Source organism: Rhodococcus sp. NPDC003383 (assembly GCF_053589115.1).
On record NZ_JBSFRG010000031.1, the window covers coordinates 38,777 to 58,273 of the forward strand.

At 69.7% G+C, this 19,497-nt stretch carries 17 protein-coding genes; 14 read left to right on the forward strand and 3 right to left on the reverse strand.

Annotation, left to right across the window (positions count from 1 at the left end; translation table 11 throughout):
- Window positions 1–21: 21 nt before the first annotated feature.
- A complete protein-coding gene (locus ACWDTS_RS22855; protein WP_197257295.1) occupies window positions 22–999 on the reverse strand; it encodes a GNAT family N-acetyltransferase in 978 nt (325 codons plus the stop codon).
- A gap of 59 nt (window positions 1,000–1,058) precedes the next feature.
- Here ACWDTS_RS22855 and ACWDTS_RS22860 point away from each other — a divergent pair, with 59 nt between their 5' ends.
- The 11 genes from ACWDTS_RS22860 (at window position 1,059) to eutC (ending at window position 13,012) form a co-directional block, all read left to right on the forward strand.
- Window positions 1,059–1,625 carry a CGNR zinc finger domain-containing protein gene (locus ACWDTS_RS22860; protein ID WP_450119085.1) on the forward strand — a complete coding sequence of 189 codons (567 nt, stop codon included), beginning with the start codon at window positions 1,059–1,061 and terminating at the stop codon, window positions 1,623–1,625.
- The gene (locus ACWDTS_RS22865) at window positions 1,622–2,041 is read left to right on the forward strand and encodes an SRPBCC family protein (protein ID WP_450119086.1); all 420 of its coding nucleotides are present in this window, start codon (window positions 1,622–1,624) and stop codon (window positions 2,039–2,041) included. Before ACWDTS_RS22860 ends, ACWDTS_RS22865 begins: the two co-directional genes overlap by 4 nt.
- Before the next feature lie 10 nt (window positions 2,042–2,051).
- Entirely contained in the window at window positions 2,052–2,738 is a 687-nt protein-coding gene (mftE, locus tag ACWDTS_RS22870) for a mycofactocin biosynthesis peptidyl-dipeptidase MftE (RefSeq protein WP_450109643.1), read from the forward strand.
- Window positions 2,735–4,144: a mycofactocin biosynthesis glycosyltransferase MftF gene (gene mftF, locus ACWDTS_RS22875; protein WP_450119087.1), complete on the forward strand. Its 1,410-nt coding sequence runs from the start codon at window positions 2,735–2,737 to the stop codon at window positions 4,142–4,144. The genes mftE and mftF overlap by 4 nt, the downstream gene beginning before the upstream one ends.
- Before the next feature lies 1 nt (window position 4,145).
- A complete protein-coding gene (gene mftG / locus ACWDTS_RS22880; RefSeq protein ID WP_450119088.1) occupies window positions 4,146–5,624 on the forward strand; it encodes a mycofactocin dehydrogenase MftG in 1,479 nt (492 codons plus the stop codon).
- A gap of 36 nt (window positions 5,625–5,660) precedes the next feature.
- The gene (locus ACWDTS_RS22885) at window positions 5,661–6,953 is read left to right on the forward strand and encodes a sigma-54-dependent transcriptional regulator family protein (protein ID WP_197257313.1); all 1,293 of its coding nucleotides are present in this window, start codon (window positions 5,661–5,663) and stop codon (window positions 6,951–6,953) included.
- Window positions 6,954–7,055: 102 nt separating this feature from the next.
- Window positions 7,056–8,579: an aldehyde dehydrogenase gene (adh, locus tag ACWDTS_RS22890; protein WP_197257315.1), complete on the forward strand. Its 1,524-nt coding sequence runs from the start codon at window positions 7,056–7,058 to the stop codon at window positions 8,577–8,579.
- A gap of 133 nt (window positions 8,580–8,712) precedes the next feature.
- A complete protein-coding gene (locus ACWDTS_RS22895) occupies window positions 8,713–9,264 on the forward strand; it encodes a DUF779 domain-containing protein (RefSeq protein ID WP_197257317.1) in 552 nt (183 codons plus the stop codon).
- A 117-nt stretch (window positions 9,265–9,381) separates the two neighbouring features.
- Window positions 9,382–10,842 carry an ethanolamine permease gene (eat, locus tag ACWDTS_RS22900; RefSeq protein WP_450109646.1) on the forward strand — a complete coding sequence of 487 codons (1,461 nt, stop codon included), beginning with the start codon at window positions 9,382–9,384 and terminating at the stop codon, window positions 10,840–10,842.
- Complete coding sequence (locus tag ACWDTS_RS22905; RefSeq protein ID WP_450109647.1) at window positions 10,839–12,254, forward strand: ethanolamine ammonia-lyase subunit EutB; 1,416 nt, start codon at window positions 10,839–10,841, stop codon at window positions 12,252–12,254. Before eat ends, ACWDTS_RS22905 begins: the two co-directional genes overlap by 4 nt.
- Window positions 12,251–13,012 carry an ethanolamine ammonia-lyase subunit EutC gene (eutC, locus tag ACWDTS_RS22910; protein ID WP_197257319.1) on the forward strand — a complete coding sequence of 254 codons (762 nt, stop codon included), beginning with the start codon at window positions 12,251–12,253 and terminating at the stop codon, window positions 13,010–13,012. Before ACWDTS_RS22905 ends, eutC begins: the two co-directional genes overlap by 4 nt.
- Here eutC and ACWDTS_RS22915 read toward each other — a convergent pair.
- Window positions 12,995–14,014 (reverse strand): ABC transporter substrate-binding protein, encoded by a 1,020-nt coding sequence (locus ACWDTS_RS22915; RefSeq protein ID WP_197257321.1) that lies wholly within the window; start codon window positions 14,012–14,014, stop codon window positions 12,995–12,997. The two genes, eutC and ACWDTS_RS22915, sit on opposite strands and share 18 nt — an antisense overlap.
- Before the next feature lie 153 nt (window positions 14,015–14,167).
- On the opposite strand from ACWDTS_RS22915, the gene ACWDTS_RS22920 reads away from it, so the two are divergent.
- From ACWDTS_RS22920 to ACWDTS_RS22930, 3 genes are all read left to right on the forward strand, one after another.
- Window positions 14,168–14,716 carry a hypothetical protein gene (locus tag ACWDTS_RS22920; RefSeq protein ID WP_248676539.1) on the forward strand — a complete coding sequence of 183 codons (549 nt, stop codon included), beginning with the start codon at window positions 14,168–14,170 and terminating at the stop codon, window positions 14,714–14,716.
- Between the two features lie 167 nt (window positions 14,717–14,883).
- Window positions 14,884–16,266 carry an MFS transporter gene (locus ACWDTS_RS22925; protein ID WP_450109648.1) on the forward strand — a complete coding sequence of 461 codons (1,383 nt, stop codon included), beginning with the start codon at window positions 14,884–14,886 and terminating at the stop codon, window positions 16,264–16,266.
- A gap of 160 nt (window positions 16,267–16,426) precedes the next feature.
- Complete coding sequence (locus ACWDTS_RS22930) at window positions 16,427–18,073, forward strand: AMP-binding protein (protein WP_450119089.1); 1,647 nt, start codon at window positions 16,427–16,429, stop codon at window positions 18,071–18,073.
- An 85-nt stretch (window positions 18,074–18,158) separates the two neighbouring features.
- Here the strand turns inward: ACWDTS_RS22930 and ACWDTS_RS22935 are convergent, their stop codons facing one another.
- Window positions 18,159–19,436, reverse strand: coding sequence for a chloride channel protein (locus tag ACWDTS_RS22935; RefSeq protein ID WP_450119090.1), 1,278 nt, complete (start codon window positions 19,434–19,436; stop codon window positions 18,159–18,161).
- Window positions 19,437–19,497: the final 61 nt, after the last annotated feature.

Below are 19,497 nucleotides of genomic sequence, written 5' to 3' on the forward strand. Positions count from 1 at the left end.
CGTAGTGATACCAGGCCGTTCTCACAGCTCCCGGCGCATCGCGGTCCTCGGCCACCGGTCCAGGCCGTGGCGCGCCTCCGCGGCGCGGATCTCCCGCAGTTCGGGGCCGAGGTGCGCGTCGTCGACGAACCGGAACCCGAGGCGCTCGTAGTACGGGCCGTTCCAGGGCACGTCCACGTACGTGGTGAGCGTCAAGGCGCGGTGGCCGCGGTCGCGGGCCCACTGCGTGACGTGCTCGATGAGCATCCTCCCGATCCCGCGGTGCGCGTGGTCGGGATGCACCGAGACCTGCTCGATGTGGGCGTGCCCGTCGACGACGTCGACGATCAGGTAGGCGTCCGGCCGGTTCCCGGAGTCGAGATGCACCCAGGCGCGGTCGCCGTCGCAATAGTGTTGCAGCTCTTCGATGGTGGGCGGCTCGTCGTCGGCGACCACCGTCATGCCGATCTCCGCGAACGGTGCGCCCGCCGCTCGCTCGATGTCCTGGAGGAGCGGCAGATCCGACGAGGTGGCCAGCCGAAGCGGCGGCAGCGCCTTGCTGTAGTAGCGCGCGAACTCGGTGTGCGCGTACCGGCCGTACCGTTCGGCCATCGGGGTGTAGCCGCTCGCCTCGTACAGGGCGATCGCCTCGGGTTGCGCGGTACCGGTCTCCAGGACGATCCGGCGTCGCCCGGCGTCGGTGGCGGTGCGTTCCAGGGCGCCGAGAAGACGCCGGGCGATCCCGCGTCGCCGGGCCGTGTCCCGCACGTACATGCGTTTGATCTCGGCGTCGTCGGGGCGGATACCGGGACAGGACCCGTCGAGGGTGCGCCAGCCGCCCATACCGACGGCCTGTCCCTCGTCGCGGGCGAGCAGGAAGGTGCCGTGGGGTGCGACGAACTCGGCCGGAAGGAGTTCGTTGTCGTCGGGGCCGCCGTAGCGGTGGACGTATTCGAGTTGCAGTTCACCGAGGAGTTCGAGGACAGCCGGGTCGTCGAGGGTGCGCGGTTCGATCAGCACGGAGGGCAGCCTACGCGCTGCGCTTGCCGACGATTCTTGTAACCCCGTAAGGTGGTTACATGGTGATGCTGCGTTCCCCGGAGGGGATCGACTTCGAGGTCGATTCCGGATCGCTGTGTGTGGACTTCGTCTACACCGGCGGCGCGGCGGAGCGGGCCCGGTGGGAAACACTCCACACACCCGACGACCTGACGAACTGGATCGCCGCCCGCATGCGGGTCCCGGCCGCACACGTCCGGCTCGGCCCGCACGACGTCGCGCAGGCCAAGGACCTTCGGGAAGCGCTGTGGCACAGCCTGAACCGATGCATCGACGGCTGTGGACCCAGCCCTTCGGACACCGCGGTCATCGATGCCGCCGCGGCCCGGCCGGACATCGCGCCGCAACTCGCGGCGCCCGGCACGGTCGTCCCGATCACCGGCGACCAGGCCCTGTCGACCCTGGCCCGCGACGCCGTCGACCTGCTCGGCGGACCGCGCGCGTCCAGGATCAAACGCTGCGCCGCCGACGACTGCCCGCTCGTTTTCGTCGACACCTCGCGCGCCGGCAACCGCCGGTGGTGCTCGATGGCCCGGTGCGGCAACCGGGACAAGGTCCGCGCACATCGACGGAAGGAACAGGCATGACCGACACCGTCGGCAAGACCAGGGACGCCGGCTGGCAGATCGGCGTCTCCAAGACACTCCCGCACCCGATCGACGCGGTGTGGTCGCTGATCGTCGAAGAACCGGGCCTCTGGCTCGGCGCAGGCGCCGTGATCCCGCTCGAGAAGGGAGAGCAGTGGCAGGCGGACGACGGAACCGGTGGGGAACTGCGCAGCCGTCACGAGTCCGATCGCGTGCGCCTGACCTGGCGCCCTCCGACGTGGCATCACGACACCACGGTGCAGGTGGCGGTGCAGGCCGGCCCGACGGGCACCGTCCTGAGATTCCACCAGGAACGCCTCGCCGGGCCCGACGAACGGCAGCGGCAACGCACTCATTGGCAGGCGGCGCTGGCCCGGGTCGAACGCGCGCTCGAACAGGTGACGGGCACCGCATAACATCGGGGCGGTGAACCGGAACCTCGACACCGCCCGCTGGCCCGACATCGCGCCGGGCCATGCGACCGTCGCCGTTCCGGTCGGCGCCTTCGAGCAGCACGGACCGCACCTGCCGCTGGACACGGACACGCGCATCGCGACCGCGGTCACGGGAGCGCTGCCGGACGTGGTGACCGCGCCGGCGGTGGCCTACGGGGCCAGTGGTGAACACGAGGCGTTCGCGGGCACCGTCTCGATCGGCGCCGAGGTCATGGAATCACTGCTCGTCGAATACGGCCGGTCGGTGTGCCGGTGGGCCGCGCGCGTCGTGTTCGTCAACGGCCACGGTGGCAACGCGCACGCCCTCGCGAAAGCGGTTGCCCTGCTGCGCTACGAGGGCCGGGACGCCGCGTGGCTGCCGTGCGCGGTACCCGGTGGGGATGCGCATGCCGGGGACACGGAGACCAGCCTGCTGCTGCACCTGGCACCCGAGGTCGTGGCAATGGACCGCGCCGAGGTGGGTTCGACGGAATCCATCGCGACTCTGCTGCCCCGATTGCGGGAGGGCGGTATCGTCGCCGTGTCGGCGAACGGGGTGCTGGGCGATCCCACGGCCGCCACCGCGGAGCGGGGAGCCCGGATGTTCGCAGACCTGGTCGAACGTGCGACTGCACAGGTTGCCCGCTGGCAGCCCGGTGCAGAGGGGAGACTCCGGTGACACAGGGCGCAACGAAGCGCACTCCCACGTCGCGGCTGCCCGACGGTTTCGGCGTCCGGATCGACCCTCGGGTGCGAGCGTTCTCCGCCGGACGGGTGCTCATCGGTGGGTCACCGACCCGCATGCTCAAACTCGCCCCGGCCGCGGCTGCGATGCTCGACGACGGCTACCTGAGGGTGGTCGATTCGAGGACCGCGGTCGTGGCCCGCCGGCTCCTCGACTCGGGGGTCGGCAACCCCCGGCCCACAGCCCTGCCGTCGACCTCGGACGTGACCGTCGTGGTCCCGGCGAAGGACAACCCTGCCGGTCTGCGACGGCTGCTGCAGGCGCTCGAATCGGTCCGGGTGATCGTCGTCGACGACGGATCCGAAACCCCCTTCGTCGCACCCGAGACCGGTCAGGTGACGGTCCTGCGCCACGAGACGTCGCGGGGACCCGCGGCTGCCCGGAACACCGGAATGCGGGCGGCCACAACACCGTTCGTGGCATTCCTGGATTCCGACGTGGTGCCCCGCATCGGCTGGCTCGAGGCGATTCTCGGGCACTTCACCGATCCCGCGGTCGCCCTCGTCGCTCCGCGCATCGTCGCGCTCGACCCGGACAGTGCCCCGCTCGCACGGTACGAACACGCCCGGTCGTCGCTGGATCTCGGACGCCGTGAAGCCGCGGTGGTCGCGGGCAGCCCCGTCGCCTATGTACCGAGCGCCGCGATGGTGGTGCGCCGCGACGTGCTGGACGAACTCGGCGGGTTCGACGAGACCATGCACGTCGCGGAGGACGTCGACCTGTGCTGGCGGCTGCAGCAGTCCGGCTGGCGGCTGCGTTACGAGCCGGTCGCGCGGGTCGCGCACGATCACCGGATCGGATTCCGGAAGTGGTTCACCCGCAAGGCTTTCTACGGAACCGGTGCCGCTCCGCTGGCGGCGCGGCATCCCGGGTCCGTCGCCCCGATGGTGATGTCGGTGTGGACGTTGTTCGCCTGCGTCGCCGCCGCCACGTGCACCCGCCTCGGGGCGCTGGGTTCGGCGATCTCGCTGCTCGTGACCCTGCTGCGGTTGCGGCGCATGTTCACCGAACTGGACCAGCCCACCCGCATCGCCGCGGTGCTCACCGCGCAGGGTTTCGCCGGAGGCATGTGGCAGCTCGCCTCCGCTCTCTGCCGGCACTACTGGCCGGTCACCCTCGTCGCTTCGCTGTTCTCCGCCCGGATACGGCGGACGGTCGCGGCTTTCGCTGTCGCGGAAGGACTCTGGGACTGGTTCGGGCATCGCGAGGAAGGCGGTCTCGACCCCGTGCGCTACGTGCTCTACAAACGGCTCGACGATCTCGCATACGGTGCCGGACTGTGGAAGGGTGCGCTCGATGCCCGCGACCCGGCCGCGCTGATCCCCGACATCCGGAACTGACGTGCTGCCGGCACACGCCGACGTCGTCGTGGTCGGTGGAGGAAGCTGCGGGTCCGTGGTCGCGGCACGGCTCAGCGACGATCCGGATCGATCCGTGCTGCTTCTCGAGGCCGGACCCGGGTACCGGACCGTGCACGATACCCCGGACGAAATACGCACTGCCGCAACCGTTCCCGTCGGTCCGGGCAGTTTCTGGGCGGCCCGGTACACGGCGCGGCTCACCGCCGAGGTCGCCACCACGGTGGCGCGGGGACGGGTCCTCGGCGGTTCCGGTGCCGTCAACGGAGCGTACTTCGTGCGGGCCCGGCCCGGTGATCTCGCCCGCTGGCCGGCGTCGTGGGCGTACGACGAGGTGCTCGCCGACTTCCGAGCCCTCGAAACCGACTCCGACTTTCCCGGCGACCTGCACGGCAGCGACGGTCCCGTGCCGGTAGGGCGGGTCCCGTGGGATCGGCTGCACCCGGTGTCCGCCGCGTTCCACGAGACCGCGGTCGCGGCGGGATTCGCGGCCGTCGACGACCTCAATGCTCCCGGTCCCGACGGCGTCGGCCGCGTCCCGCTCAACATCCGCGACGGGATGCGCGTCGGTCCCGCGCTCGCGTACCTGCTGCCGGTCCTGCGCCGGACGAACCTGACGGTGGCCACCGGCACGGAGGTGCTGCGGATCGTCCTGGCGAACGGTCGCGCGGTGGGGGTCGAGGTCGCCGACGGAGCGGGCACCCGACAGATCACGGCCGGCCACGTCGTGGTGTGCGCTGGTGCCGTGCACTCACCGCAACTGCTGATGCTCTCCGGCATCGGCCCCGCCGACGAACTGCGGCGACTCGGAATCGCTGTGCTGCACGACCTTCCGGGGGTCGGCCGGGACTTCACCGACCATCCCGAGGTGGCGATCGGATACCGCTATCGGCGTGAACTGCCGACGAGGGGGCCGCTGCTCGAGACGGTTCTGCACACCCGGTCGCTCGAATTGCGCCCGTACACCGTGCCGTTCGGCACGGCGATTCCGGGAAGCGGCGTCGCCGACCCGGTGCTCGGCGTCGTGCTCACCCGGCCCCGCAGCCGCGGACGAATTCTGCTCGATCCCGCCGATCCCCGGTCCGCGCCCGTCCTGGACTACCGCTATCTCGAGCACCCGCAGGATCGTGCCGACCTCCGGGAGGGTGTCCACCTCGCCACAGACATGCTCGGCGCGATGACCGACCTCGTCGACACGGGCAGTCGCACCACGCACCTCGGGACGTCCTTGCACCTGTCCGGCACGTGCCGGATGGGCACGGACGACGGGTCGGTCGTCGACGAACGGTGCCGCGTCCACGGCATCGACGGTCTGAGCGTCGTCGACACCTCCGTGTTCCCCGAGGTGCCGAGCCGCGGCCCCCACGCCACCGCCGTGATGCTCGCCCACCGCGTCGGTGTGTCTTTGTGGCGGTCGGGGGCGCCACAAAGACACACCGGGCGCTTGGCGCCACCTGTGTGACCTGGACTACAGTGTCGGCAAGGAGGACGCCGGTAGATGACCCAGACAACGAAGCCGTCGGTGAACCCGTGGGTGGCGCTGCGGCCCGGGGACGACGCCGCCGCACACGCGCTGCGCATGTCGTCGGCCCACCGGACATTCCTGGATGCGCGCGAGGGCACGTCGGCGGTCCGCTCGGTCGTGCGCGACTCGTGGTTGCGCAGCGTCGAACGTGGCATCGACCCGGATTCGGTGGACCAGCCGAGCCTGCTCACCGGCGTCGACCTGGAGGAATACCGCTCGGGGCATCCGATGGCGCTGATCCGTCCGGTCGTGCGCAAACTCCTCGTCGAGGACGCCGCCGACGACGGTCTGCTCGTCGCGATCAGCGACGAGCGCGGCCGGTTGCTGTGGGTCGAGGGTGATCACTCCGCCCGCGACCGGGCGCTGTCGATGAGTTTCGTCGAGGGCGCCGACTGGAGCGAAGACCACGTCGGCACCAATGCTCCCGGAACCGCTCTGGCGCTGGATCATTCGGTGCAGATCTTCGCGGCCGAGCATTTCAACCGGACCGTGCACGACTGGAGTTGTTCGGCGGCGCCGGTGCACGATCCGATCAGCGGCCGCATCCTGGGTGCCATCGACATCACCGGCGGTCCGCGTGTCGCCGTGCCGGAAGTGCTGCAACTCGTCCGTGCGACCGTCGCTGCCGCCGAGGCGGAGCTGCGGTTGCACCTCATGAGCGCCCCGCATCTGCTGACCGGATCGGCGTCCCGCCTCGAGACGTTCGGGTCGGGCCGGCCGATGCTGCACCGCAACGGGCAGCGGATCCCGTTGTCGCAGCGGCACGCCGAGATCCTGTTGCTGCTCGCCGATCATCCGGAGGGGCTCGGTGCGGACCGTCTCGCGGTCCTGCTCGACGAGGCCGAACTCGACTCGGTGACGATTCGCGCCGAGATGTCGCGGCTGCGCAAGACCTTCGGATCGGATCGGGTGGGATCGCGGCCGTATCGGCTGCTCGGCGACCTCGTCACCGATGTCGCCGACGTCCGTGCCGCTCTCGACCGCGGCGACACCGCGACCGCGGTGCGCTTGTACACCGGGCCGGTGCTGCCCGGATCGGCCGCGCCGGGGATCGAGGAGATCCGCGACGAACTGCGCACCCGCGTGCAGGCGGCGCTGCTGCGCGCCGGCGATGCGCACCTGCTGGCGCAGTGGACGTCGTCGGTGCACGGCCGCGACGACCTCACCGCCTGGTCCGCGTACCTCACCGCCCTCGATCCCGGTTCGGCGATGTATGCGCAGGTCAAGGCCAGGATCGATCTGTTGGATCGGCAGCTCGCAACGTAGTTGCAACCCCGTTGCTCCTAGTGTTCCGGATCACACCCCGCGAGGGGACGATCCGACCGTCCCGCACCCAGTGCGGCCCGACGACACGCAGGAGAGACACCGATGACCGTGTACGCCCGCCCCGGTTCACCCGACGCCCTGATGTCCTTCCAGGCCCGCTACGACAACTGGATCGGCGGCCAGTGGGTCGCGCCGGTCAAGGGGCAGTACTTCGAGAACGTCACCCCGGTCACCGGGCAGCCCTTCACCGAGGTAGCCCGGTCCACCGAGGAGGACATCGAACTCGCGCTCGACGCCGCGCACGCCGCCGCCCCGGCGTGGGGCAAGACCTCGCCCGCCGAGCGCGCGATCATCCTCAACAAGATCGCCGACCGCATCGAGGAGAACCTCGAGTCGATCGCGCTCGCCGAGTCGTGGGACAACGGCAAGCCGATCCGCGAAACCCTCAACGCGGACATCCCGCTCGCGATCGACCACTTCCGCTACTTCGCGGGAGCCATTCGCGCGCAGGAAGGTTCGATCTCCGAGATCGATTCCGAGACGGTCGCGTACCACTTCCACGAGCCGCTCGGTGTCGTCGGCCAGATCATCCCGTGGAACTTCCCGATCCTCATGGCCGTGTGGAAGCTCGCTCCCGCGCTGGCTGCGGGCAACGCGGTCGTCCTCAAGCCGGCAGAGCAGACCCCGGCGTCGATCCTGTACCTGATCTCCGTCATCGGCGATCTGTTGCCGCCCGGTGTGGTGAACATCGTCAACGGTTTCGGTGTGGAAGCCGGCAAGCCGCTCGCGTCGAGCCCGCGCATCCGCAAGATCGCGTTCACCGGCGAAACCACCACCGGCCGCCTGATCATGCAGTACGCGTCGCAGAACCTGATCCCGGTCACCCTCGAACTCGGCGGCAAGAGCCCGAACATCTTCTTCTCCGACGTCCTGTCCGCGAACGACGACTACCAGGACAAGGCGCTCGAGGGCTTCACCATGTTCGCGCTCAACCAGGGCGAGGTGTGCACGTGCCCGTCCCGCGCGCTGATCCAGCAGGACATCTTCGACGAGTTCCTGTCGCTCGCCGCGGTCCGCACGAAGGCGGTCCGTCAGGGCAACCCGCTCGACACCGACACCATGATCGGCGCGCAGGCATCCAACGACCAGCTCGAGAAGATCCTGTCCTACATCGAGATCGGCAAGAACGAGGGCGCCACCGTCATCACCGGTGGTGAGCGCGCCGACCTCGGCGGCGACCTGTCCGGGGGCTACTACGTCCAGCCGACGGTGTTCAGCGGCCACAACAAGATGCGGATCTTCCAGGAGGAGATCTTCGGTCCCGTCGTGTCGGTCACCTCGTTCGAGGACTTCGACGACGCGATCTCCATCGCCAACGACACCCTGTACGGTCTCGGCGCCGGCGTGTGGTCCCGCGACGGCGGCGTCGCCTACCGGGCCGGTCGCGCCATCCAGGCCGGGCGGGTGTGGACGAACACCTACCACCAGTACCCGGCGCACGCGGCATTCGGTGGCTACAAGCAGTCCGGCATCGGTCGCGAGAACCACCACATGATGCTCGACCACTACCAGCAGACGAAGAACCTCCTGGTGTCCTACGCCCCCAAGGCCCAGGGCTTCTTCTGATCGACCGCCCGCTCACCCGCCAGTACTCCCGAGCGAATGTATCGTTCAGTCGATTGAAGGAGACGAACGATACATTCGCTCGGGTGCGGGTGGTGGGCAGCAGAACGTCGGGACGCCAGAAAGGACCGCACGCATGCCTGTTCCGCCGCGCGTCGTCGCCACTGCAGACGCCGTCGAACTCCTGCGCCGCCTCGTCGACCGGCACGGGCCGCTGATGATGCACCAGTCCGGCGGGTGCTGCGACGGGTCGGCGCCGATGTGTTACCCGGACGGCGAGTTCGTCGTCGGCGACCGCGACGTGCTGCTCGGTCTGCTCGACCTGCGGCTTGCGGTGGGGGAGACCGCCCCCACGCTTCCCGGCGACCGGGACGCGGTGCCGGTGTGGATCTCCGGTTCCCAGTTCGACGCGTGGAAGCACACCCGGCTCGTGCTCGACGTCGTACCCGGTCGCGGCTCGGGGTTCAGTCTGGAGGCGCCCGAGGGGTTGCGGTTCCTCAGCCGCGGCGTCGTGTTCACCGACGACGAGAACGCGGCACTCGCCTCCGCCACACTCATTTCCGGGGCGCCCCTGCTCGGCAGGGACTGGGCGGCCGGTGCCCGCCCGGAACCGGCGACCGAGCCGACCGTGGTCGCCGAGGCCGCCGACGCGTGCCCCGTCCCACCCACGCGCGGCGCCACCTCGTAACTCTTCCGTGACCTTGCGCTGACGCAGCATGTACACATCGCCCGTACCGTGAGATCGCGCGGTGTTCTCGGCGTGCCCGGTCGACCCGGCGGGCTCCCGTCGACGAGAAGAGGAACCATGGCTCCACCCGATCCGATCGCAGCCGGTGCCGAGGCAGCCCTCCACCACGACGGCGTCGACGCCCACCTCGAAAGCAGCGAGTACCTCGAGAAGCGCAGCCTCCGAAAGGGTTCCGCGGGCTGGGTGCTGCTCGCCGGTCTCGGCGTGAGCTACGTGATCTCCGGCGACTACGCCGGCTGGAACAACGGCCTGGCCGAAGGCGGGTTCGGCGGCCTGCTCGTCGCCTCGATCGTCATCGCCGGCATGTACTCCGCCATGGTGCTCGGCATGGCCGAACTGTCCTCGGCGCTGCCCGCCGCCGGCGGAGGCTACACCTTCGCCCGGCGTGCGCTCGGTCCGTGGGGCGGGTTCGCCACCGGCACAGCGATTCTCATCGAATACGCGATCGCTCCTGCCGCCATCGCCACGTTCATCGGCGCCTACGTCGAATCACTGGACCTGTTCGGCATCACCGACGGCTGGTGGGTGTACCTCGCGGTCTACGCGATATTCATCGGCATCCACCTCACCGGCGCCGGTGAGGCGCTCAAGGCGATGTTCGTGATCACCGCCATCGCCCTCGTCGGGCTCGTGGTGTTCGCCGTGTCCGCGGCCGGGCTCTTCGACAGCGCCAACCTGACCGATATCCCCGTCGACGAGAGCGCGGCCGGGGCATCGGCGTTCCTGCCGTTCGGACTGATCGGCGTGTGGGCGGCCGTGCCGTTCGCGATCTGGTTCTTCCTCGCGGTCGAAGGGGTCCCGCTCGCGGCCGAGGAGGCCACGGAACCGGAGAAGAACGTCCCCAAGGGGATCATCGTGTCGATGGTAGTCCTGTTGGTCACCGGTGCGACGGTGCTGTTCCTCGCGACCGGCGCCCTCGGCTCCGAGGAGCTGTCCACGTCCGGGAATCCGCTCGTCGAGGCGCTCGGCGACACCGGCGCGGCCAAGGTCGTCAACTACATCGGTCTCGCCGGGCTGATCGCGAGCTTCTTCTCGATCATGTACGCGTATTCGCGTCAGACGTTCGCGCTCTCGCGGGCGGGCTACCTCCCGACGAGCCTGTCGGTGACCAACAGGCGCAAGGCGCCGATGCTCGCGCTGATCGTCCCCGGCGTCATCGGCTTCGCGCTGTCGTTGACCGGCGAAGGTGCGATGCTGTTGAACATGGCAGTGTTCGGGGCCGCTCTGAGCTATGTGCTGATGATGGTGAGCCACATCGTGCTGCGCGTCCGCGAACCCGGCATGCCGCGTCCGTACCGCACGCCCGGCGGCGTGGTCACGACATCCTTCGCCCTGGTCGTCGCCGCGATCGCGGTCGTCGCGACCTTCCTGGTCGACCCGATCGCCGCACTGTGGACCCTCGGCGCCTTCGCCGCGTTCATGGCGTACTTCGGGCTCTACAGCCGGCACCGGCTCGTCGCGAACTCCCCGGACGAGGAATTCGCCGCCCTCGCTGCCGCGGAGGCCGAACTGAAGTGACGATCTACACCCGGCAGCTCGCCGGCACGACCTACCGTTTCGACGGCCTCGTCGACCTGCTCGCCAAGGCCACCCCGCTGCGGTCCGGCGACGAATTGGCCGGGTGCGCAGCCGAATCCGACGCAGAACGCGCCGCGGCACAGTGGGCGCTCGCCGAGGTCCCGCTCGACCGGTTCCTCACCGAGACGGTGGTGCCGTACGAGTCGGACGAGGTCACCCGGCTGATCCTCGACCGGCACGACCGTGACGCGTTCCGGCCGATCGCGCACCTGACCGTCGGAGGCCTGCGCGACCGGTTGCTCACCGACGCCACGGCCCCCGACGCGGCCGACACGTTCGCCGCCCTGGCGCCGGGCTTGACACCCGAAATGGTCTCTGCCGTCAGCAAACTCATGAGCAATCAGGATCTCGTCGCGGTGGCCCGCGCGGTCACCGTCACGACCGGGTTCCGCACGACCGTCGGCCCGCCGGGCCGCCTCGCGACCCGCCTGCAGCCCAACCATCCGACCGACGACCCGCGCGGCATCGCCGCCGCGACCCTGGACGGGCTGCTCATGGGTTGCGGCGACGCCGTCGTCGGTGTCAATCCGGCGTCCGATTCCCCGCAGGCCACTGCGGATCTGCTGCATCTGCTCGACGAGATGCGGCAGCGTTTCGCGATTCCGATGCAGTCGTGTGTGCTCTCGCACGTCACCACCACCGTCGGGTTGATCGAGGCCGGTGCCCCGGTCGATCTGGTGTTCCAGTCGATCGCCGGCACCGAGGGAGCGAACACCGGTTTCGGGGTGAACCTGTCGATGCTGCGGGAGGCGCACGACGCGGCACGTTCGCTCGGGCGCGGCACCGTCGGCGACAACGCCATGTACTTCGAGACCGGTCAGGGCTCGGCGTTGTCCGCCGGTGCGCACCTCGGTACCGGCGGCCGCCCGGTCGATCAGCAGACCCTCGAGGCCCGCGCCTACGCGGTCGCGCGAGAGTTCGATCCGCTGCTGGTCAACACGGTCGTCGGGTTCATCGGGCCGGAATATCTCTACAACGGGAAACAGATCGTGCGGGCCGGCCTCGAGGACCACTTCTGCGGCAAGCTGCTGGGCCTGCCGATGGGCGTCGACGTCTGCTACACGAACCACGCCGAGGCCGACCAGGACGACATGGACACGCTGCTCACGCTGCTCGGCGTCGCCGGCGTCTCGTTCGTGATCACGGTGCCCGGCGCCGACGACGTGATGCTCGGCTACCAGTCCCTGTCCTTCCACGACGCCCTGTACGTGCGGCGGGCCCTCGGGTTGCGGCCTGCCCCGGAATTCGAGCACTGGCTGCGCGGACTGGGCATGGCCGACGACGACGGGAGGATCCTGCCGGTCGACCCGGCCGCCTCCCCGCTGCGTGCACTCACCGGTGGTGCCGCATGACGGCGGACTTCTGGGGACCGCTGCGCGCGGTCACGCAGGCGCGCATCGGACTCGGGCGGGCGGGCGACGGTGTCCCGACCGCGCGGATGCTCGAGTTCCGGGCCGCGCACGCCGCTGCCCGCGATGCCGTGCACCAGCCGCTCGACGTGGAAACCCTTGCCGCGCAGATCGACCGGGTGGGGATCGGCACTCCGGTGGTGGTGCGCAGCCGGGTCCGTGACCGTGGCGAATACCTGCGGCGGCCCGATCTGGGCCGGATCCCCGACGACCTCGGCGACGTTCCCGCGACCGGCGCGGACATCGGCATCGTGCTCGCCGACGGACTGTCGCCGCGTGCGCTGGCCGAGCACGGTGCGGCGCTCGTCGCCGCGATCGTCGCCGCCCTGCCGCGGCACCTGACGGTGGCGCCCCCGGTGATCGCGACCTCGGCGCGGGTCGCGCTCGGCGACCACATCGGTGCGGCCCTCGGTGTCCGCACCGTGCTGGTGGTGATCGGGGAGCGGCCGGGGCTGTCCGTGGCCGACAGTCTCGGGGTGTATCTCACCCACGATCCGAAGCCCGGCCGGACGGACGCCGAACGCAACTGCGTGTCCAACATCCATCCGCCCGGCGGGCTCGGCTACGACAGTGCCGCCCGGGTCGTCGCCGGTCTGGTCGACGGCGCGCGACGGCTGGGCCGGTCCGGTGTCGAGCTCAAGGACACCTCGCGTGCCGTCGGACCGGGGGAGACCGTCGCCGGATCAGTTGCCGGTGAGTAGCCGCTCGAGGTCGTCGAGAACCCGCATGGCACCGGTGGGTCCGAGGCCCAGGAACCACGTCTCGTCGCTGACGGCCACGGCCTTGCCGTTCTTCACGGCTTCCAGGTTCGCCCACAGCGGGCCGCCGACGACCTCGGCCTGTGCGTCCTGCGCGCCGTAGTTGGAGTAGAAGACCCAGTCGCCGTCGGCTTCGGTGATCGTCTCCGGACTGATCTCCGCGGCGAGTTCGTCGATGTTCTGGATCTCGGGGCGGCGCAGGCCCACGTCCTGCAGGATCACGCCGATGAACGACTTGTTCGCGTAGAGCCGGATCTTGCCGGACATGAAACGCACCAGCGAGATGCTCGGATCACCGGAGATCGCGGCGCGCACCTCGTCGGCACGGGTCTGGTACGCGTTGAGCTGCGCTTCCGCGGTGTCCTCCTCGCCGAGCGCGTCCGCGACGAGCAGGAAGTCCTCCTTCCACGGGAAGCCGGGGCGGATCGCCAGCACGGTCGGGGCGATCGTCGACAGCTGCGGGTACAGCTTGTCCACGCGCAACTTGCTGCCGAGGATCAGGTCCGGCTTCAGCGCGGTGATGGCCTCGAGGTCGAGGTTGTTGATCGTGCCGACGTCGGCGACGCCGTCGAGCTTGTCGGCGAGGTAGGAGGGCTGCCCGGCGGCGCCTTCGGGGCTGGCAAGGCCGACGGGCGTAACGCCCAGCGACAGCACGGCGTCGAGTTCGCCGCTGTCGAGGACAACGACGCGCTCCGGCTTCGCGGGGATCTCGACTTCGCCGAGGGCGTGGGTGACGGTGCGGGGGAACCGGCCCGGGGCGGCGTCGCTGCCGAGCTTCGCGGTCTCCTCGTCGGCTGTGGAGAACAGTTGGCCGCCGGTGGCCACGTCGGTGTTGCCGGCGGCCGAGCCGCTGCTGCCGGGGTCGGTGCCGCCGCACGCGGTGAGGGCGAAGGTGAGCAGGAGGGAGGCGGCGACGAACCGGCCGCGGGTGGAGCGAATACGCATGGATGCGGAGCCTATCCTAACTCCATCGTCCCGGGGCGGGCCGTGAACGCCGAGGTCGGGTTCTGTGCACCCGCACCCCGTGGGCGAGAATCGAGGCACCGTCCGACCGGGCGGGACGGACCCGCCCGCGGGCCGGGCGATGAGGAGTGGGATATGGCGTTCGCAGGAAATGTCGACGAGCTGGCGCTGCTGCAGACGGTGTCGTTGAAGAAGGCTGTCACCGCGGAGGTGATCGCCGCTCACCTGGGGGTGGGGGTGAGCGCGGGGCAGGCCGCCTACGACGCGCTGATCGAGCAGGGCAAGGCCACCGAGGAGGGCGGGGCGATCTCGCTGACCGACAAGGGTCGCTCGGAGCTGTCCGATCAGCTCGACGCCGAGCGTGTGTCCATCGACGAGGACTCGATCGCCGAGCTGTTCGAGCAGTTCGAGGCGCTCGACGAGGAGCTCGCCGGCATCCTGGCGGATGTGGAGGCGGACGGCTTCGTCGACGCCCTCGTTGCGCTGGATCGCAAGGCGCAGAACGTTTTCGACGACGTGTCGGCGTTCGTGCCGCGCCTGTCCCGGTACCAGGATCTGTTCGCCGAGGCGCTCGGCAAGGTCAAGGGCGGCGCCCTGACGTGGGCGACCGCCGGCAACATCGATTCCTATGCCACGGTGTGGAACGAGATGCGGGCGGAGCTGGCGGGCGCGGCGGGCCGCTGACGCCTGCCGTCGCCACACGCGTTATCTTTCGTTAAGCGAACTATGTGACCCGTCTCACACCCACCCCCCTTTCGGGGGTAGTGGGGTAGTGAGGCGGGTCACTACTTTTTCCTCCAGTCGCAGCGGACGCCGCCGCGGCCCGGACGGAAAACCAACGGAGGACAACCGTGACCACTGTGTCGACACCGGGGAACGAACCCTCGGTCGCGCCCGGGGGCCGGCGCCCAGTCGCCCCGCCCGCATCCAGCAAGCGCGGCCCCGGCATCCGGCGAGTCGCGATCGCCAGTTGCATCGGCACCACCATCGAGTTCTACGACTTCTTCATCTACGGCACCGCCGCCGCCCTCGTGTTCCCGACGGTGTTCTTCCCCGCCCTCGGAGCCACGGCCGGCACCGTCGCCGCCTTCGCGACGTTCGCCGTCGCGTTCATCGCCCGGCCCGTCGGCGCGATGCTGTTCGGACACTTCGGCGACCGCATCGGCCGCAAGAAGACCCTCGTGTCCACCCTGCTGCTGATGGGTCTCTCGACCCTGCTCATCGGTCTGCTGCCCGGCGCCGAGACCATCGGCGTGGCCGCCCCGATCATCCTGGTGCTCCTGCGATTCGCCCAGGGCTTCGCCGTCGGCGGCGAATGGGCGGGCGCGACCCTGCTCACCGCCGAATACGCCCCGCCCGGCAAACGCGGCCTGTATGCGATGTTCCCCCAGCTCGGGCCCGCGATCGCCTTCGCCCTGTCGAGCGGCACGTTCCTGTTCACCGGCCTCGCGCTCGGCGACACCAACGACGCCTTCCTCACCTACGGCTGGCGAATTCCGTTCCTGTTCAGCATCGTTCTCGTCGCCATCGGCCTCTACATGCGGCTCGCCATCGAGGAGACTCCGGTCTTCCGTGCCGAGGCGGCAGCCCGCGCAGCTGCGGATGACGGAACTGCGGCCACCGGGAAGCGCACCCTGCCGTTCCTCGACGCGCTGCGCTACCAGACCAAGGAGATCCTGCTCTCGGCCGGCGCGCTGGCGATCATGTTCGCCTTCTTCTACATGGGCACCGCCTACCTGACCAGCTACGCGACGAAGACCCTCGGATTCTCGCGACCGTTCGTGCTCGTCGTCGGCATCGCCGCCTCGCTCGTGTTCGGCCTCTCGATCGTGCTCTCCGCGCTGTACTCCGACCGGGTCGGACGCCGCCGCGTCATCATGATCTCCTGCGGCTTCTCCGTCGTGTGGGCGCTGGCGCTGTTCCCGCTGCTCGACACCGGTTCGCCCGCCGCGTTCATCGTCGGCATGGTCGTCACCCTGGCGATCTTCGGCATCGCCTACGGCCCCTGCGGCGCGCTCCTGCCGGAGATGTTCCACACCCGGTACCGCTACACCGGTGCGGGCCTCGGCTACAACCTCGCCGGTGTCCTCGGCGGCGCCATCCCGCCGATGCTCGCCGCACCGCTGGCCGCGTCCTACGGCGGCATCGCGATCGGCGTGATGCTCGCTGTCCTCGGCGTCCTGAGCCTGGTTTGCACCAGGGCGCTCGTCGAGACCCGCGATCGCGCTCTGTAGATCGCGCAGGCGCCCTCCCCATCACCCCCGGGGAGGGCGCCGTTCTCGGCTGTCGTGACGGCAGCAGCTGTCCAGAATTCGAAACATCGGTGGCCCGGAAAGAGTAAGGATGGTGGACGAGTACCACCTACCCGGGCTGCGCACACCCCAGGAGAAATCGATGACCGGCATCGCCACACCCGAACTCCCCAGCTACGCCTCGGGCGCGTGGGAGGTACCGCTGCTCGGTGACACGATCGGCGACAACTTCGACCGAACCGTCGCCCGGCACGGAGACCGGGACGCCCTCGTCGACCGTCCCACCGGCCGGCGCTGGACGTACACCGAGCTCGCCGCCGAAGTCGACGCGCTCGCGCTGGGCCTGCTGCACGCGGGCATCGGCAAGGGCGATCGGGTCGGCATCTGGGCGCCGAACTGTGCCGAATGGGTGCTCGTGCAGTACGCCACCGCCAAGATCGGGGCGATCCTCGTCAACATCAACCCCGCCTACCGGTCGCACGAACTGCAGTACGTGCTTACCCAGGCCGGGATCCGGATGCTGGTCGCCGCGCCGAGTTTCAAGACCTCCGACTACGCCGCGATGATCGCCGAGGTGCGCGGCGACTGCCCGGATCTCGAGCAGGTCGTGCTGCTCGGACTCCCCGAATGGAACGACCTCGTCGAGACCGGCCGGAACGCACTGTCCACGGACCGCACCCGGCTCGCCGCCGCGCAGGCGGACCTGTCCCCGGACGACCCGATCAACATCCAATACACCTCGGGAACAACGGGTTTCCCCAAGGGAGCCACCCTCAGCCACCACAACATCCTCAACAACGGCTTCTTCGTCGGGGAACTGTGCCACTACACCGAGCAGGACAAGGTGTGCATCCCGGTGCCGTTCTATCACTGCTTCGGGATGGTCATGGGCAACCTGGCCTGCACGAGCCACGGTGCCACCATGGTGATTCCGGGTCCGTCGTTCGAACCGGCGCAGACGCTCGCGGCCGTCGCCGAGGAACGCTGCACCTCGCTCTACGGCGTCCCCACGATGTTCATCGCCGAACTCGCCGACCCCGGCTTCGAGGGCTACGACCTGTCGAGCCTGCGTACCGGCATCATGGCGGGCTCGCCGTGCCCCGTCGAGGTGATGAAGCAGGTCATCGATCGCATGGGCATGACCGAGGTGTCCATCTGCTACGGCATGACCGAGACGTCGCCGGTGTCGTTGCAGACCCGCAGCGACGACAGCATCGTCCAGCGGACCGCGACGGTCGGCCGCGTCGGACCGCACCTCGAGGTCAAGGTCGTCGATCCGTCGACCGGTCTGACCGTGCCGCGCGGCGAACCCGGGGAACTGTGCACGCGCGGATACTCCGTGATGCTCGGCTACTGGAACCAGCCGGACAAGACCGCCGAAGCCATCGATGCCGCGCGGTGGATGCACACCGGCGACATCGGTGTCATGGACGCCGACGGCTACGTCTCGGTCACCGGCCGCATCAAGGACATGGTGATCCGCGGCGGCGAGAACATCTACCCGCGCGAGATCGAGGAGTTCCTCTACACCCACCCGGACATCCTCGACGCCCAGGTCGTCGGCGTCCCCGACGAGAAGTACGGCGAGGAACTGATGGTGTGGATCAAGATGCGTGAGGGCGCCGAACCGCTCGACGCCGACTCGCTCCGCGAGTACTGCATCGGCAAGCTCGCGCACTACAAGATCCCCCGCTACGTCCACGTCGTCGACGAGTTCCCGATGACGGTCACCGGGAAGATCCGCAAGGTCGAGATGCGGGAACTGTCGGTGGACCTCATCGGCCGATAGTGCGGCTCCGCCGCCGGGTGCCGTTGTGGCGGCTCCGCCGCCGTGTGCCGTTGTGGTGGCTCCGACCGCCACAACGGCACACCGCTCACGCGAGCATCCGGTGCCGCAGGCTGTCGTAGATCGGAGCCGAGCCGGCGAGCTGGGCGACGAGAACCGCCGCAGCGGATGCCGCGGCCATCGGAACGGTGATCGCGGAGACGGCGGTCATCTCGATCACGAGCACGATGCCGGTGAAGGGTGCGCGTACCGTCGCGGCGAAGAACGCCGACATGCCGACGATCGCCATCGACACGCCGAGACCCGGATCATGAATGGGCAGAACGAGATCGGCGACGTCGGCGAAGATCGACCCCCACAGGGCGCCGACGGCGAGCAGAGGGGCGAACAGGCCACCGGGTGTCCCCGCCGCATAGGACAGCGGTCCGGCGACGAATCGCATGAGCAGCAACCCCAGAGCGCCGGGCAACAGCACGCCTTCGCCGCCCACGATGCGTTGGGAGAGGGTGTCGCCGCCACCGGCGGCGAGCGGATCGAGCACGAGCAGCAGTCCGACGATCGCCCCGATCACCGCGGCGACCACGACCGGAGGTACTCGGTGCACCGCGGAGGTGGCCGCGAGGAATCCGAGTATCAGCTTGTTGTACAGCACGCCGAGAACGCCTGTGGCGGCGCCGAACACGACGAACAGCGGCAGCAGGACCGGTGACGCGGACTCGATCGCGCCCACCGCGAAGTCGGGGCGGTCGCCGGTGATGAACCGGGAACAGGTCACGGCCGCGGCGACCGCGAACAGGGTCGGTATCACGATGCGCGTGCGGAATATTCCGGTCGCCTCCTCGAACACGAACAGGGCCCCACCGATCGGCGCGTTGAACGCGACGGCGAGCCCCGCACCCGCCACCGCGCATTCGGTGATGCGGACATCGGTTTCGGGAAGTCCTGCGCGGCGCCCGGTTTCGGTTCCGATAGCCGCACCCATGTGCACGGTCGGGCCTTCGCGACCGAGGACGAGACCCGATCCGATAGCGAGCAGCCCACCGGCGAACTTCGCCGGGACCAACCGGAGGTGCGCGGGATCGGCCTCCCCCCGGTACACCGCCTCGACGTGCTGGATTCCGCTGCCCGACGCCAACGGCACGATCCGGACGATCATTGCCGCCGCCGCGGCCCCGACCGCTGCGACGGCGACCGGGACGAGCCAGCCCGGACCGGGGGCGCGGCCGGCCCACTCCAGCAGCTCGAAACGCCACCGATCGGCGATCCCGAGGCACCAGCGGAACGCCCCGCCCACGAAACCGATCGCGATGCCCGCCACGAGGGCGGCCGCGCTCACGGCAAGCAGTCCCCGAGCGCCGGCGCCCATGATCGGGACGCTAGCACCGGGACCCGGGTGGTCGTGCCGGGTTCGGCGAGCCGGACGAAAC